The sequence below is a fragment of the Roseateles sp. AC306 genome (assembly GCF_979253795.1).
The window spans coordinates 26,069-39,392 of the sequence record NZ_CEEDEB010000004.1 but is presented as its reverse complement, the minus strand read 5'-3'; the positions used below and the strand labels follow the sequence as shown (position 1 = coordinate 39,392).

Here is a 13,324-nt window from a genome sequence, read left to right as displayed (position 1 = left end):
ATCGTCCTTATGCCTTCTTGTCTTCGCCGATCAACAGGCGGGAGTCGGTCAGGTACATGTAGGGCGGCACCTCGAGGTTGTCAGGTGCGGGCTTGTTCTTGAAGACGCGGCCGGCCATGTCGAAGGTCGAGCCGTGGCAGGGGCAGAGGAAGCCGCCCGGCCAGTCATCCGGCAGCGACGGCTGGGCGCCGGGCGCGAACTTGTCGCTGGGCGAGCAGCCGAGGTGCGAGCAGATGCCGACGGCGACAAAGTATTCGGGCTTGATCGAGCGGTACTCGTTCTTGGCGTAGTCCGGCGTCGGAAAAGCCTTGCGGTCAGAATTCGGGTCGGCCAGCTGACCATCGACCTTCTTGAGCGCTTCCAGCTGCTCGGGCGTGCGGCGCACGATCCAGACGGGCTTGCCGCGCCACTCGACGGTGAGCTTTTCGCCCGGCTTGATGCCGGAGATGTCGACCTCGACAGGCGCACCGGCGGCCTTGGCTCGCTCGCTGGGTGCAAAGGTGCCGACGAAGGGCACGGCAGTCGCGACGCCGCCCACGGCGCCGGCACAACCGGTTGCAATCAACCAGGTGCGTTTGCCTTGGTCCACTTGCTGGTCACTCATGAGGGTCCTCTAAGGAGACTTCTGATCAGGGGCAGCCCAGGATTCTAGCGGACGCTTCCGAACGCTCCAGCCGGGCTGGCGTCGGGACGAACGCAGGTTTACCCGGCTACTGACCCCGCCACGTTGGCGACAACAATCGCGCCACCTTTTCCCAACGCCCCAGGCAGGACCCAGCGCATGAGTTTCATCTCCGAATTCAGGGAGTTCGCCGTCAAGGGCAACGTCATCGACTTGGCGGTCGGCGTCATCATTGGCGGCGCCTTCGGCAAGATCGTCGACTCACTGGTCGGCGACGTCATCATGCCGGTCGTCAGCAAGATTTTTGGCGGCCTGGACTTCAGCAACTACTTCATCCCGCTGGCCGGTCAGACGGCCACGACGCTGGCCGACGCGAAGAAGGAAGGCGCCGTGCTGGCCTACGGCAGCTTCATCACCGTCTCGCTGAATTTCATGATCCTGGCCTTCGTCATCTTCCTGATGATCAAGCAGATCAACCGCCTCAAGCGCGACGAACCCGCTGCGGCGCCGGCCGAGCCGCCCGCCACGCCGGAAGACATCCAGCTGCTGCGCGAGATCCGCGATTCGTTGAAGCGTTAGTCGTTTTCAGACATCGCGCCCGGTAAGCAATGGTTACCGGGCTTTTTTTTGCCACGGATTTGACGACTCGCTGAAAACCCCAGACTGTTGCAGGCGCGATACTTTCGGCGGACTTGTGCCAATTTGTGATGAACGCGCCCGAGATACGCCTGAATCCGCACCTTGAAGCTTCGCTGACCCGCATCCGCCTTGCCGGCGAGCAGGCGGCCGAGCGCTGCGCGGAAGGGCTGGGCCTGTCAGCGCTGTCAGCCGGGCAGATCAAGAAGCGCGATGCGCTGCTCGCAGCTCAATTCGTTTTCCGTCAGCAGCAGGGCATCTTTTCGCAACGATTCGTGCAAAGCCTGCGCAAGCAGGTCTCGGCTGAACAGAACGATGCCAAGCCGGTGGCGGCGCCCACCGCCAAGAAGAATTGGGGCGAGCTCTCGCTGATGGACGACGACCAGGTCAACAACCTCGTCGCCGCCGACCGCATCGGCCTGGCCATCGGCCACCACAGCGAATGGGAGCTGCGCGAAGTCGAGTCCTACGTCTCCGGCATCCAGCTCGGCGAGCGAAACCCGCTGCGGCCGGAGCTCGTCGGGCAGGCGCTGCTGGACGCCGTGCAATCCATCACCGACGACCCGGTGACCCGCCAGACGCTGACCGACGAGCTGACGCGCTCGCTGGCCCAGGAGATGCGCGGCTGCTATGCCGACATCGCCGAGCTGCTGCGCTCGCGCGGCCTGCGGCCTCAAGACCTGCGCGTGCGCGGCGCAGCGGACGCCGGCGCGTCACGCCATGGCGCCTTGGGTGGCCCCAGCCAGCAGGGCGAGCTCGATTCCGCGCATGGCGGCATGTCGACACGAGGCGGCGGCTATGGCGGCTCCGGCCACGGCGGCCTCAGCCAGGCCGGCGGCCGTGGCGGCCCAGGTGGTTCGGGCTTCGGTGGCGGCGGTGGTGGCAGCTATGGCGGCCGCGGGGGTGGCGGCGGTGGCGGCGGTGGCGGCGGCATCGGCCGCGTCGACCCGCAGATGATGGATCTGCTGCGCCGCCTCGCCCAGGCGCCCGCGGCCTACGACAGCTATGACAGCGGCCATTCCAGCCGCATGGGGCTGGACACGCTCTCCGGCGAGCCCAGCGCCTGGGGCCAGTTGCCGATACCGACCAACCTGATCCACCAGCACCGCGACGAGCTGCGCCAGGCCTCCACGGGCCGGCTGGACCACATGGTCATCGACGTCGTCAGCAGCCTGTTCGACCAGATCCTGTCCGACCCCAAGGTGCCGCCGCAGATGGCGCGCCTGCTGGCCCGCCTGCAGCTGCCGGTGCTGCGCGCGGCGCTGGGCGACGAGACCTTCTTCTCGTCGCGCCGCCACCCGGTGCGCCAGTTCGTCAACCGCCTGGCGTCGCTGGCCTGTGCCTTCGACGATTTCAGCGACGACCCGGGCCGCTCCTTCCTGGCCCATGTGCGCGACCTCGTCCAGGACGTGGCCCAGGGCGACTTCGATCGCATGGACGTCTACACGGCCAAGCTGGACACGCTCGAAACCTTCATCGCCGAGCAGACCCGCAGCGCGTTGAAGGCCTCGGGCGACGCCGCCGCCGTCGTCGAGCGCCGTGAGACCGACCTGCGCCTGCAACAGCGCTACGCCCTGCAGTTGCAGCAGTCGTTGGCCAAGGTGCCGATGCAGGAGTTCCTGCGCAGCTTCCTGGCCGGTGTGTGGAGCCAGGCCATCGTGCTGGCATCACGCGAAGGCGCGCCGGAGCGCGCGCTGCGCCTGCGCACCCTGGGCCGCAGCCTGGTGATGAGCGTGCAGCCCAAGGCCGGCACGGCGGCGCGCTCGGACTTCCTGCGCGAGCTGCCCAACCTGATGCGCACCCTCAACGAGGGGCTGGACCTGATCCGCTGGCCCGATGGCCCGCGCAAGGACTTCTTCGGCGCGTTGCTGCCGGCACACGCCGAATCGCTCAAGGGCCAGGCGCCGAGCGCGCTCGACACCAACCTGCTCATCAAGCAGCTCGACCAGATCTTCGGCACCGCGCCGCCGGCCGAGGCCGACCTCGCCAAGCCCATGGCCGGCGAGACGCTGCCGGCCGACCTGGACGCCAGCCAGCGCCTGACACCGGCCGAGGCCAAGAGCCTGGGCCTGGTCGAGGAATCCGGCGTCGACTGGGACGGCAAACTGGACCTGGACCTGTCCGGCAACGACGCCGCCGCAGCGGCCTCGCCTTTGCAGGCTGTCGACATCTCCATCGATGGCCTGCCCGCCTCCGACGGCGCGGCCGAACCCAGCAGCGGCGCGCTGCTGATGGACAACATGCAGCTCGGCTTTGCCTACCAGATGCACACCGGCGAGGAGTGGCAGAAGATGCGCCTCGCCCACATCAGCGCCGGTCGCAGCTTCTTCATCTTCACGCACGGCAGCCGCCAGCAGCGGACGGTGACCATGACCGCCCGCATGCTGAAAAAACTTTGCGAGGCGGACCGGATGCGCGCCTACGAGCAGGCCTACCTGCTGGAGCGTGCCACGGCCCGCGCCCGCGCGCAGCTGGCGGCGCTGTCTACGCCGGCACGCTGAGTTGGAGTCTGTGCGGCAGTGGGCGTGGCCCGCGCCGGGGCAAGTTGCCGAGCCAGGCCAGGCGCCGGCGAGGCGTGCGTGGGGCACCCACAACGAGCCGGCAACGCCGCATGGCTCGGCAAATCGCCCCGGCCCTTTGGGTTGAGTCTGGCAAGGGCGCATGCGGCGTTGCTCGTCGTTGCGGGCACGAGCCCGCGGCCTCCTCGCGCCTTGCCTGCGCCCTTGCCAGACTCAACGCGGGCTACGCCCACTGCCGCACAGACTCCTGGCCATCGCGAGAGCGGCGCTGAGGCTGGCCGGGTCGGCAATGCCGCGGCCGGCGATGTCAAAGGCGGTGCCGTGGTCGGGGCTGGTGCGCACGAAGGGCAGGCCCAGCGTCACATTGACACCCTGCTCCACGCCCAGGTATTTCACCGGGATCAGGCCGTGGTCGTGCGTCATTGCCACGACGACGTCGAACTCGCCGCGGCGGGCGCGCATGAAGACGGTGTCGGGCGCGTAGGGACCGGTGGCGTCCAGGCCTTCGGCGCGCGCGTCGGCGATGGCCGGCGCGATGTGCTGAATCTCTTCATCGCCGAACAGGCCGCCCTCGCCGGCATGCGGGTTCAACCCGGCCACGGCGATGCGCGGCGCGGTGACGCCCATCGACCGCAATGCCGCGTCGGTGACGCGCAAGGTCTCCAGCACGTGGGTTCGCGTGACGCGCGCGATGGCGTCACGCAGCGAGCAGTGGATGGTGACCAGCACGGTCCGCAACTCCTCGTTGGCCAGCATCATGCGCACCGGCCCGCCACCCGCCAGGGCCTGCAGCATCTCCGTGTGGCCTGGGTAGGGTGAGCCCGCCGCGTGCAGGGCCTCCTTGTGGATGGGCGCGGTGATGAGGGCGCGCGCCTGGCCTGACTGGATCAACCGCACCGCCGCCTCGATGCACAACGCAGCCGCGGCGCCGGCGCGAGCATCGACCTGGCCCAACGGCGCGTCAGCGAGGCCGGCAGGCAGGCCCTCGGGTTGCCAGATCGGCAGACAGTTCGGGGGCACGCGAGCCAGCTCGCCGGGCGATTGCAAGTGCGCGACCGCCAGCCCGCCGCACGTGGCCGCGACGGCCCGCCGCAGCACACCCACATCGCCGACCACCACCGCATCGCGCGGCGCCTCGGTTCGCCACAGGCTGGCGATGATCTCTGGGCCGATGCCGCAGGCGTCCCCCATGGTGATGACGTGGGGCTGCGCTGGAGAGTTGTCCGGGGTCATGCGGCATTCTTTCATCACGCCCGGCGCGGCACTGGCAGACTGCGCGCCATCACGACCCGGACTCTTGACATGAATCAACCGTCTCCCTACCCCGTCGGCACACCCGGCCACGCCTGGGGCGCGTCGGAGGTCCTAGCCTGGCGCGCAAGGGTCGTCAAGCAGCGCAGTCATGCCGAAGACGTGCTGAGCGCCGTCGAGTCGCTGCGTGGAGACTTCGACGTCAGCGAATACGGTGCGCTGGACTACGACGGCGAGCACTTCCCGCTCGTCGCTCTGCGTAGCCAAGGCTGGCGCGACGAGTTGCCAACACTCGTCGTCACCGGCGGCGTACACGGCTACGAGACCAGCGGCGTGTTCGGCGCGCTGCAGTTCCTGCGCGACCACGGGCTGGAACAGGCCGGCCGCGCCAACCTGCTCGTGGTGCCATGCGTGAGCCCCTGGGCGTATGAGCGCATTCAACGCTGGAACCACGACGCGCTGGACCCCAATCGCAACTTCCGCGCCGGCAGCCCGGCCGGTGAATCGGCTGCGCTGGTGGACCTGCTGGCGCCGCTACACGGCCGCGTGCTGATGCACATCGATCTGCATGAAACGACGGACAGCGACGAATCGGAGTTCCGCCCGGCGCTGGCCGCGCGCGACGGCGAGGCCTTCGTGCCCGACGTCGTGCCCGATGGCTTCTATCTCGTCGACGACTCCGAGCACCCGCAGCCCGAATTCCAACGCGCCGTCATCGACGCCGTGGCTCAGGTCACGCACATCGCGCCGGCGGACGCCAACGGTCACATCATTGGCTGCCCATTGCAATCACCCGGCGTCATCAGCTTCGCCGTGGCGAAGAAAGGCTTGTGCGCCGCGATTACAGCGGCTCGCTTCAGCACCACGACCGAGGTTTACCCAGACAGCCCGCGCACGACGCCGCAGCAATGCGTCGCGGCACAGGTCACCGCCGTTCGCGCGGCCATCGCCTACGCGTTGGCCCACGCCTAGGCCGGGTTCGGCACGTCGATGAAGCTGTAAGCCACGCCCAGTTCAGCAGCGACACGCTCGCCCACGCCCTGCACACCGTAACGCTCGGTCGCATGGTGGCCGGCGGCAATGAAGGCGACGCCGGTTTCGCGGGCGTAATGGGCCTGGGGCTCGGAGATCTCGCCGGTCACGAAGACATCGGCACCCGCCGCTATGGCCGCCTCGAAGTAGCCCTGTGCACCGCCCGTGCACCATGCAACGCGGCGCAGCGGCCGGCCATCGCCCACGACCAACACGGGCTCGCGGCCGGTCAACGCAGTCAGCTGCGCCGCCAGCGTGTCCAGCGTCGTCGGCGCGGTGGTGGCGATGAAGCCCAGGTCCTGCTCGCCGAAGCGCGCGTCCGCTGTCCAGCCCAGGCGCCTGCCGAGCTGGGCGTTGTTGCCGAGTTCGGGATGGGCATCCAGCGGCAGGTGATAGGCGAATAGGTTGATGTCATGCTGGATGAGCCGTGCCAGGCGCTGCTTCATCCAGCCGGTCACGCGGCCGTCCTGGCCGCGCCAGAACAGGCCGTGGTGGACGAGGATGGCATCCGCGCCTGCAGCGATGGCGGCGTCGATCAGCGCCAGGCTGGCAGTGACCCCGCAGACGAGCCGGTTGACCTCGGCGCGGCCCTCGACCTGCAGGCCGTTCGGCCCATAATCTTTGAACCGTGCGGGCTCCAGCCATTGGTTGAGCTGGCGTTCCAGCGCGGCGCGATCGGTCATGGGCTTGTGAGGTGAATGGGTGTTGAAGCGGCTCTGGCTGATTTTCGCGCAGGCGGTCACGGTGGCGCTGGCCGCCCTCTTCGTCGTCTCGACACTGAAGCCGCAGTGGCTGCAGCAGGACCGCTGGCGGAAAGCGCCGAATGCGGTGACGGCCCAGACCGCCCGGCAAATCGCCCTGCCCCCGACGCCGCCTGCCTCGGTCGTGCGCACCGGCTTCGCCCAGGCAGCGCGGGCCGCGTCGCCGGCCGTCGTCAGCATCACGGCCAGCAAGGCGCCGCAGTCCGCGCGGTCGCGCGATCCGGTCTTCGGCTTCCCAGGGTTTCCTTTCGGCCCGCGCCAGCCGCGTGGCAATCCGCAGCTCGGCCTGGGTTCGGGCGTCATCATCTCCGGTGACGGCGTGCTGCTGACGAACAACCATGTCGTCGAGGGCGCGTCTGACATCGAGGTGCAGCTCAGCGACGGCCGCCAGGCGCGCGCCAAGCTGCTCGGCACCGACCCCGAGACCGACATCGCGGTGCTGAAGATCGAACTGCCCGACCTGCCCGCCATCGCGCTAGGCGACGCGGCCAACCTGCAGGTCGGCGACGTGGTACTGGCCATCGGCAACCCCTTCAACGTCGGCCAGACGGTCACCTCGGGCATCGTCTCGGCGCTGGGCCGCAACCAGCTCGGCATCAACACCTTCGAGAACTTCATCCAGACCGACGCGGCCATCAATCCTGGCAACTCGGGCGGCGCATTGGTCGATGCGGACGGCCGGCTCATCGGCATCAACACGGCCATCTTCTCGCGCACCGGTGGCAGCCTGGGCATCGGCTTCGCAATCCCCGTCGACGTGGCGCGCCAAGTCGCCACGGCCATCCTGAAGGACGGCTCCGTAGCGCGCGGCTTTATCGGCGTCACGACACGCGAACTGACACCCGAACTGGCTGAAGCCCTCAACGTGGGCGACGCCAAGGGGGTGCTGGTTGGCGGCGTCAGCAACGACGGGCCGGCCGCCAAGGCTGGCATCAAGCCGGGCGACGTGGTGACCCGCGTGGGCGAGCATGCCGTGACCACACCGGCCGAGCTGCTGGCCAGCATCGCGGCGCTCAAGCCGCGCAGTCAGGTAGAAGTCGGCGTGCAGCGCGCCGGCAAGGCAATGACCTTCTCGGTCACGCTGGCCCAGCGCGAGCGGCTCAAGCCTCAGCGAGCGTCCGAAGAGGACTGATCCGTACTTTCTTCGGGCGCCGCGGTGTGCCTGACGAAGTAGGTGGCCGCGAACAGCCCCACCTCGTAGAGCAGGCACATCGGGATGGCCAGCGCGAGCTGCGAGACGACGTCGGGCGGCGTGATGACGGCCGCGATGATGAAGGCGACGACGATGAAGTAGCCGCGCCATTCGCGCAGTTTCTCGACGCTCACGATGCCCATGCGCGCCAGCACGACGACGATGACCGGCACCTCGAAAGCCGCGCCGAAGGCGATGAACATGTTCATGACGAAGCCGAGATAGGCCTCGATGTCAGGCGCCGCCGTGATGCTCTTGGGCGCAAAGCTCTGGATGAACTTGAAGACCTGGCCGAAGACGAAGAAATAGCAGAAGGCCACGCCCGAGAAGAACAGCAGCGTGCTGGACACGACCAGTGGCATCACCAGGCGCTTCTCGTGCGAGTACAGGCCCGGCGCGACGAAGGACCAGGCCTGGTAGAGCACGATGGGCAGGGCCAGCATGAAGCCGGCCAGCATCGTGATCTTGATGGGCACGAAGAAGGGCGCGATGACGTTGGTCGCGATCATCTTGGTGCCTTCGGGCAGGTTGGCCACCAGCGGCGCGGCCAGCCAGTCATAGAGCTGGCTGGGGCCAGGAAAGAGGCACAGCGCGCCGAAGCACACGGCAATGGCCAGGACGGCGCGCAGCAGCCGGTCGCGCAACTCCATCAGGTGGGCGACGAAGGGCTGCTCGGTGCCGGTCAGTTCGTCGTGGTCGGGCTTCTGGAAGGAACTCATCAACGGATACCGGGTGGCCTGAAGCGCGCCACGCGGGCTGCGCCGGACTGCGTATGGCGGCGCACGCCGGCCTTCTGCTTGAACCACATCGGCGTGCTACCGCGCTTGAGGCGCCAGTTCTTCTTCGGGTGGCGGTACTCGGGCGGCGGCGGGGCGATGCTGTGGTGCTCGTAGCTGCCGCTGCCATCGCTGGTGACGTCGCTCCAGGTCTGGTTGAACGCGCTGGTGGCGCTGTCCACTTCCTGACGCACGCTCTGAGTCACGTCGCTCACTGCCGTCTGGAACTGGGACTTCATCTTCTGAAGCTCCTCCAGCTCGATGGAACGGTTGACCTCGGCCTTGACGTCCGCGACATAGCGCTGCGCCTTGCCGAGCAGGGCACCCACCGTGCGGGCAACGCGCGGCAGCTTCTCGGGGCCGATGACGATCAGCGCCACCGCGCCGATCAGCGCGATCTTGTCAAAACCGAAGTCAAGCACTCGTCAGGCTCGACATCACGACTTGGTCTTGGCGTCGACGTCCACGGTGTTCGGGTCGTTGACCTTGGTGGCCGTGACCTGCTGCTGCGGCTTGGCCAGGTCTTCGGACGTCGTGCCGTCTTTCACACCGTCCTTGAAGCCCTTGACGGCAGCGCCGAGGTCCGAGCCGACGTTGCGCAGCTTCTTCGTGCCGAAGATGGCGATGACGACGACCAAGACGATCAGCCAGTGCCAAATGCTGAATGAACCCATGATGCTTACTCCTTGAGGACTGGCTCAAATTCTAGGTGAGGGATGACCCTAGCCTTAGGGGTCATTTTGCGGCCGTGGGCCTTGAGGTGGCGTAGTGCGCAGGCGCTACGTTTGGTCGCAAATCAGCCTTTCAACCACGGGCGCGGCCCCCCCATCACATGCAGATGCAGGTGATACACCTCCTGGCCGCCGTCAGGACCGGTGTTGATGACATGGCGGAAGCCGTTGGTCACACCCAGCTCCTTCATGAGCTTCGGGCCGAGCGCGACCATGTGGCCCAGCAGGCCGGCCTCGGCCGCAGTCACTTGGGCCATGGAGGCGATGTGGCGCTTGGGAATGATCAGGACATGCACCGGCGCCCAGGGATGGATGTCGTGGAAGGCGAAAACCTGGTCGTCTTCATAGACCTTCTTGCTCGGAATCTGGCCGGCGACGATCTTGCAGAAGAGGCAGTTGGGGTCGGCAGTCATGGCTTGTTGACTCCTCGTTGGGCGAATTCCGTCAGGCCGGACAGGCCTTCTCGCCGGGCCAGCTCATTGAGCACGTCCTCCGGCTTGAGGCCGAAATGCGCCAGCGCCACCAAGCTGTGAAACCACAGGTCTGCCACCTCGTAGACGACCTTCTGCGGGTCGCCGTCCTTGGCCGCCATCACCGTCTCGGTGGCTTCCTCGCCGACCTTCTTCAGGATGGCGTCCAGGCCCTTGTCGAAGAGCTTGGCGACGTAGCTTGTCGACGGATCAGCGCCCTTGCGCGACTCGATGACCGCGCCGACGCGGGAAAGGATGTCGTCACTCATAGATCTTGCTCGGGTCTTTCAGCACCGGCTCGGTGGCACCCCAGACGCCGTTCTCCAGCTTCTGGAAGAAGCAGCTGTGGCGGCCCGTGTGGCAGGCGATGCCCGGCTCGTGGCCAAGCTGGGTGATGGTCAGCAGCACCACGTCGTTGTCGCAGTCCATGCGGATGCCGTGCACCTGCTGAAAGTGGCCGCTCTCCTCGCCTTTATGCCAAAGCTTGGCGCGCGAACGGCTCCAGTAGACGGCCTGGCCGCGCTCGGCCGTCAGCGCCAGCGCGTCGCGGTTCATCCACGCGAACATCAACACGTCGCCCGTGCCCTGCTCCTGGGCGATGACGGGCACCAGGCCCTTGTCGTCCCATTTCACTTCGTCTAGCCAGCTCATGTTTTCAGTCTAGGTGAGTCGGTCCGGCATGGCTGCGCTCTTGCGCAAACCAGTTCAACACGGGGATGGTGCCGGGCAGCACGGGCTTGACTTGCACCGGCAGGCTGGCCCAGGCCATTTGCTGGCCTTCCAGCATCTGGAAGTCGCCGGTCCAGTCGAACACCTTGCAGAAGTTCAGTCGCACCCGGGCGTGGGGGTAGTCCATGACCAGCGTCTGCCAAGGGTGCGCCGCGCCGATCTCGATGCCCAGCTCCTCGCGCAGTTCGCGCGCCAGCGCCTGCTCGATGCTCTCGCCGGCCTCCACCTTGCCGCCCGGGAACTCCCAGTAGCCGGCGTAGACCTTGCCCTCGGGGCGCGAGGTCAGCAGGAACTGGCCGTCAGGCGCGACGAGCACGCCGACGGCGACCTCGGTGATCTCACGCTCGCTCATTCAACCCGCCCCGCCATGTCACGCGCGAACTGGTAGGCGACCCGGCCCGAGCGCGAGCCGCGCTCCAGCGCCCAGATCAAGGCCTGCTGGCGCGCGCCGCTGATGGCCGCCTCGTCCAGCCCGAAGTGCCGCAGCCACTGGCCGACGATGGCCAGGTATTCGTTCTGACTGAAGGGGTAGAAGCTGATCCACAGGCCGAAGCGCTCGGACAGGGAAATCTTCTCCTCGACCGCCTCGCCGGGATGGATCTCGCCATGCTCGCCGTGCTTGCCTGCGAGGTTGTCGACCATCTTCTCGGGCAGCAGGTGGCGCCGGTTGCTGGTGGCGTAGATCAGCACGTTGTCGGTGGCTGCGGCCACAGAGCCATCGAGCACGCTCTTCAGCGCCTTGTAGCTGGCCTCGCCTTCGTCAAAGCTGAGGTCGTCGCAGAAAACCACGAAGCGCTCGGAGCGGGCAGCGACCTGCTCGACGAGGTCCGGCAGGTCGACGAGGTCGGCCTTGTCGACCTCGATGAGGCGCAGGCCCTGGGCCGAGAACTCGTTCAGCACCGCCTTGATGAGCGAACTCTTGCCCGTGCCCTTGGCGCCCGTCAGCAGCACGTTGTTGGCCGGCCGACCGGCGACGAACTGCGCCGTGTTGCGCAGCAGGCGTTCCTTCTGTGGCTCAACCTCCTGGAGGTCGGACAGGCGGATGCGGCTGACGGCGCGCACCGGCTCCAGCACCAGGGCGCCATGGCGTCGGCGGGCGCGGAAGGCGGTGGATGCGGCCCAGTCGGGCGGCATGGCGGCGTGGGGCAGGACCGCCTCGAGGCGGGTCAGCAGACCCTCGGCGCGGTTGAGAAAGGATTCCAGAGCGGCAGACATGCTGCCAGTTTAGGCGGGCGACCTCAGCCGATCGCCTTGAGCGACGCTTCCAGCTGCTCCGTCGGCAGCCGCTTGAAGCCCGAGCGCGCATAGCGCTGCAGCCGGCCGATGATGAAGCTGACCCACACCGACGCCTGCACGTTGGCCTGCACGGTGGGCGTGAGCGAGCCCTGGGCCTCGGCGGCCGTGCGCAGCACCTGGCGCAGCGACGACTCGATGCGGTCGAAGAACTGGTTGATGCGGGCCGTCAGCCGCTCGTTTTCGTAGACCAGCGCGTCGCCCACCATCACGCGGGCCATGCCGGGGTTCTTCTCGCCGAACTGCAGGACGAGGCTGGCGATGCGCCCGGCCGCGCCCGGGGGCGGCAAGGGATGAGGCCCGTCGACGATCTGATGGACGAGGCCGAAGACGCTGCTCTCGATGAAGTCGATGAGCGCCTCGAACATCTGCGCCTTGCTGGCGAAGTGGCGGTAGAGGGCCGCCTCGCTGACGTCCAGCTTCGCGGCCAGCGCCGCCGTCGTGATGCGATCGGCGCCGGGCTGCTCCAGCATGCTGGCCAGCACCTGCAGGATCTGCGTGCGGCGCTCGCCGGGTTTGGGGCGCTTCTTGGGGGTGGTGGGTGCGGCGGCGGGCTGGTCAGCGTCCATGCCGCAGATGCTAATCGCGCAGCCAGCCCAGGCGACGCGCTTCGTAGATGGCTTCGACCTTGGAGCGGACGTGCAGCTTGCGGTACACGCGCTTCACATAGGTCATCACCGTGTGCGGAGAGACCTGCATGAACTGCGCGATCTCGTCGAAGGTGAAGCCCTTGGCCGCCAGGTGCAGCACGCGTGATTCCTGCTCGGACAGCGCAACGACTTCCTCGTCGGCCATCGTCGCGGCCATGGCCTCGGGCGAGGGGCCGGTCGAGCCCTGTGCACCGGGCGCCAGGCGCACCAGCAGGCGGCGGGCAATGATGGGGCTGATGGGGCTGCCGCCAGCCCGCAGTGAGCGCAGTTGGCCGGGCAGGTCCAGCGCCAGGCTGTCCTTGAGCAGATAGCCCGTGGCACCGGCCTCGATGCTTGCCACGACATGCTGCTCGTCGCCGAACACGGAGATGACCATGACCTCGCACTGCGGGCGGGTCTGGGCGGCATGGCGGATCAGCTCGATGCCGCTGCCGCCGGGCAGGTCCAGGTCGACGAGCAGCACATCGGGTTGCAGCTGGTCGAACATGCGCCGGCCCTGGGGCAGATCGGGGGCGATGCCCAGCAGTTCGATGTCGGGCACGCTGCCCAGGGCGTGAGTGAAGGCCTCCCGGAAACGGGCCTGGTCTTCAACGATAAGGACCGAGAACGGGGTCATTGACTCTGCTGCTTCTTCAAAGGCGGTAAGGCGACATTGTCGCGGT

The 13,324-nt window shown here is 67.6% G+C and carries 17 protein-coding genes; 4 read left to right on the top strand and 13 right to left on the bottom strand.

Features of this window, described 5'->3' with window-relative positions; genetic code table 11:
- Positions 1-7: 7 nt before the first annotated feature.
- Positions 8-604 (bottom strand): ubiquinol-cytochrome c reductase iron-sulfur subunit, encoded by a 597-nt coding sequence (petA, locus tag AC0IZJ_RS10640; protein WP_471849403.1) that lies wholly within the window; start codon positions 602-604, stop codon positions 8-10.
- A gap of 177 nt (positions 605-781) precedes the next feature.
- Here petA and mscL point away from each other — a divergent pair, with 177 nt between their 5' ends.
- On the top strand, positions 782-1,201 hold the full coding sequence (gene mscL, locus AC0IZJ_RS10635) for a large conductance mechanosensitive channel protein MscL (RefSeq protein WP_471849401.1): 420 nt from the start codon (positions 782-784) through the stop codon (positions 1,199-1,201).
- Positions 1,202-1,329: 128 nt separating this feature from the next.
- Positions 1,330-3,759, top strand: a complete 2,430-nt coding sequence (locus AC0IZJ_RS10630; RefSeq protein ID WP_471849400.1) for a DUF1631 family protein — start codon at positions 1,330-1,332, stop codon at positions 3,757-3,759.
- Positions 3,760-3,990: 231 nt separating this feature from the next.
- Here the strand turns inward: AC0IZJ_RS10630 and pdxA are convergent, their stop codons facing one another.
- Positions 3,991-5,010 (bottom strand): 4-hydroxythreonine-4-phosphate dehydrogenase PdxA, encoded by a 1,020-nt coding sequence (pdxA, locus tag AC0IZJ_RS10625; protein ID WP_471849398.1) that lies wholly within the window; start codon positions 5,008-5,010, stop codon positions 3,991-3,993.
- A 69-nt stretch (positions 5,011-5,079) separates the two neighbouring features.
- Between pdxA and AC0IZJ_RS10620 the strand changes: the two genes are divergently transcribed.
- Entirely contained in the window at positions 5,080-6,000 is a 921-nt protein-coding gene (locus AC0IZJ_RS10620; RefSeq protein WP_471849396.1) for a M14 family metallopeptidase, read from the top strand.
- Here the strand turns inward: AC0IZJ_RS10620 and AC0IZJ_RS10615 are convergent.
- The gene (locus tag AC0IZJ_RS10615; protein ID WP_471849394.1) at positions 5,997-6,743 is read right to left on the bottom strand and encodes a Nif3-like dinuclear metal center hexameric protein; all 747 of its coding nucleotides are present in this window, start codon (positions 6,741-6,743) and stop codon (positions 5,997-5,999) included. The genes AC0IZJ_RS10620 and AC0IZJ_RS10615 overlap by 4 nt on opposite strands.
- 22 nt (positions 6,744-6,765) lie before the next feature.
- Here AC0IZJ_RS10615 and AC0IZJ_RS10610 point away from each other — a divergent pair, with 22 nt between their 5' ends.
- Positions 6,766-7,953: a S1C family serine protease gene (locus AC0IZJ_RS10610; RefSeq protein WP_471849392.1), complete on the top strand. Its 1,188-nt coding sequence runs from the start codon at positions 6,766-6,768 to the stop codon at positions 7,951-7,953.
- On the opposite strand, the gene tatC is transcribed toward AC0IZJ_RS10610, so the two are convergent.
- The 10 genes from tatC to AC0IZJ_RS10560 all read right to left on the bottom strand — a co-directional run bounded on the left by tatC (position 7,929) and on the right by AC0IZJ_RS10560 (position 13,278).
- Positions 7,929-8,732, bottom strand: coding sequence for a twin-arginine translocase subunit TatC (tatC, locus tag AC0IZJ_RS10605; protein WP_471849390.1), 804 nt, complete (start codon positions 8,730-8,732; stop codon positions 7,929-7,931). The genes AC0IZJ_RS10610 and tatC overlap by 25 nt on opposite strands.
- Positions 8,732-9,211: a Sec-independent protein translocase protein TatB gene (gene tatB / locus AC0IZJ_RS10600; RefSeq protein WP_471849388.1), complete on the bottom strand. Its 480-nt coding sequence runs from the start codon at positions 9,209-9,211 to the stop codon at positions 8,732-8,734. Before tatB ends, tatC begins: the two co-directional genes overlap by 1 nt.
- Before the next feature lie 15 nt (positions 9,212-9,226).
- Positions 9,227-9,463, bottom strand: a complete 237-nt coding sequence (gene tatA, locus AC0IZJ_RS10595; RefSeq protein ID WP_471849386.1) for a Sec-independent protein translocase subunit TatA — start codon at positions 9,461-9,463, stop codon at positions 9,227-9,229.
- Positions 9,464-9,585: 122 nt separating this feature from the next.
- A complete protein-coding gene (locus AC0IZJ_RS10590) occupies positions 9,586-9,933 on the bottom strand; it encodes a histidine triad nucleotide-binding protein (RefSeq protein ID WP_471849384.1) in 348 nt (115 codons plus the stop codon).
- Positions 9,930-10,259: a phosphoribosyl-ATP diphosphatase gene (locus AC0IZJ_RS10585; RefSeq protein ID WP_471849382.1), complete on the bottom strand. Its 330-nt coding sequence runs from the start codon at positions 10,257-10,259 to the stop codon at positions 9,930-9,932. Before AC0IZJ_RS10585 ends, AC0IZJ_RS10590 begins: the two co-directional genes overlap by 4 nt.
- Positions 10,252-10,641, bottom strand: a complete 390-nt coding sequence (hisI, locus tag AC0IZJ_RS10580; RefSeq protein WP_471849380.1) for a phosphoribosyl-AMP cyclohydrolase — start codon at positions 10,639-10,641, stop codon at positions 10,252-10,254. Before hisI ends, AC0IZJ_RS10585 begins: the two co-directional genes overlap by 8 nt.
- A 4-nt stretch (positions 10,642-10,645) precedes the next feature.
- Positions 10,646-11,071, bottom strand: coding sequence for an NUDIX domain-containing protein (locus AC0IZJ_RS10575; RefSeq protein ID WP_471849378.1), 426 nt, complete (start codon positions 11,069-11,071; stop codon positions 10,646-10,648).
- Positions 11,068-11,934: an ATP-binding protein gene (locus AC0IZJ_RS10570; protein WP_471849376.1), complete on the bottom strand. Its 867-nt coding sequence runs from the start codon at positions 11,932-11,934 to the stop codon at positions 11,068-11,070. Before AC0IZJ_RS10570 ends, AC0IZJ_RS10575 begins: the two co-directional genes overlap by 4 nt.
- 23 nt (positions 11,935-11,957) lie before the next feature.
- Entirely contained in the window at positions 11,958-12,581 is a 624-nt protein-coding gene (slmA, locus tag AC0IZJ_RS10565; RefSeq protein WP_471849374.1) for a nucleoid occlusion factor SlmA, read from the bottom strand.
- A gap of 10 nt (positions 12,582-12,591) precedes the next feature.
- Positions 12,592-13,278, bottom strand: a complete 687-nt coding sequence (locus tag AC0IZJ_RS10560) for a response regulator (RefSeq protein WP_457421402.1) — start codon at positions 13,276-13,278, stop codon at positions 12,592-12,594.
- Positions 13,279-13,324 lie beyond the last annotated feature (46 nt).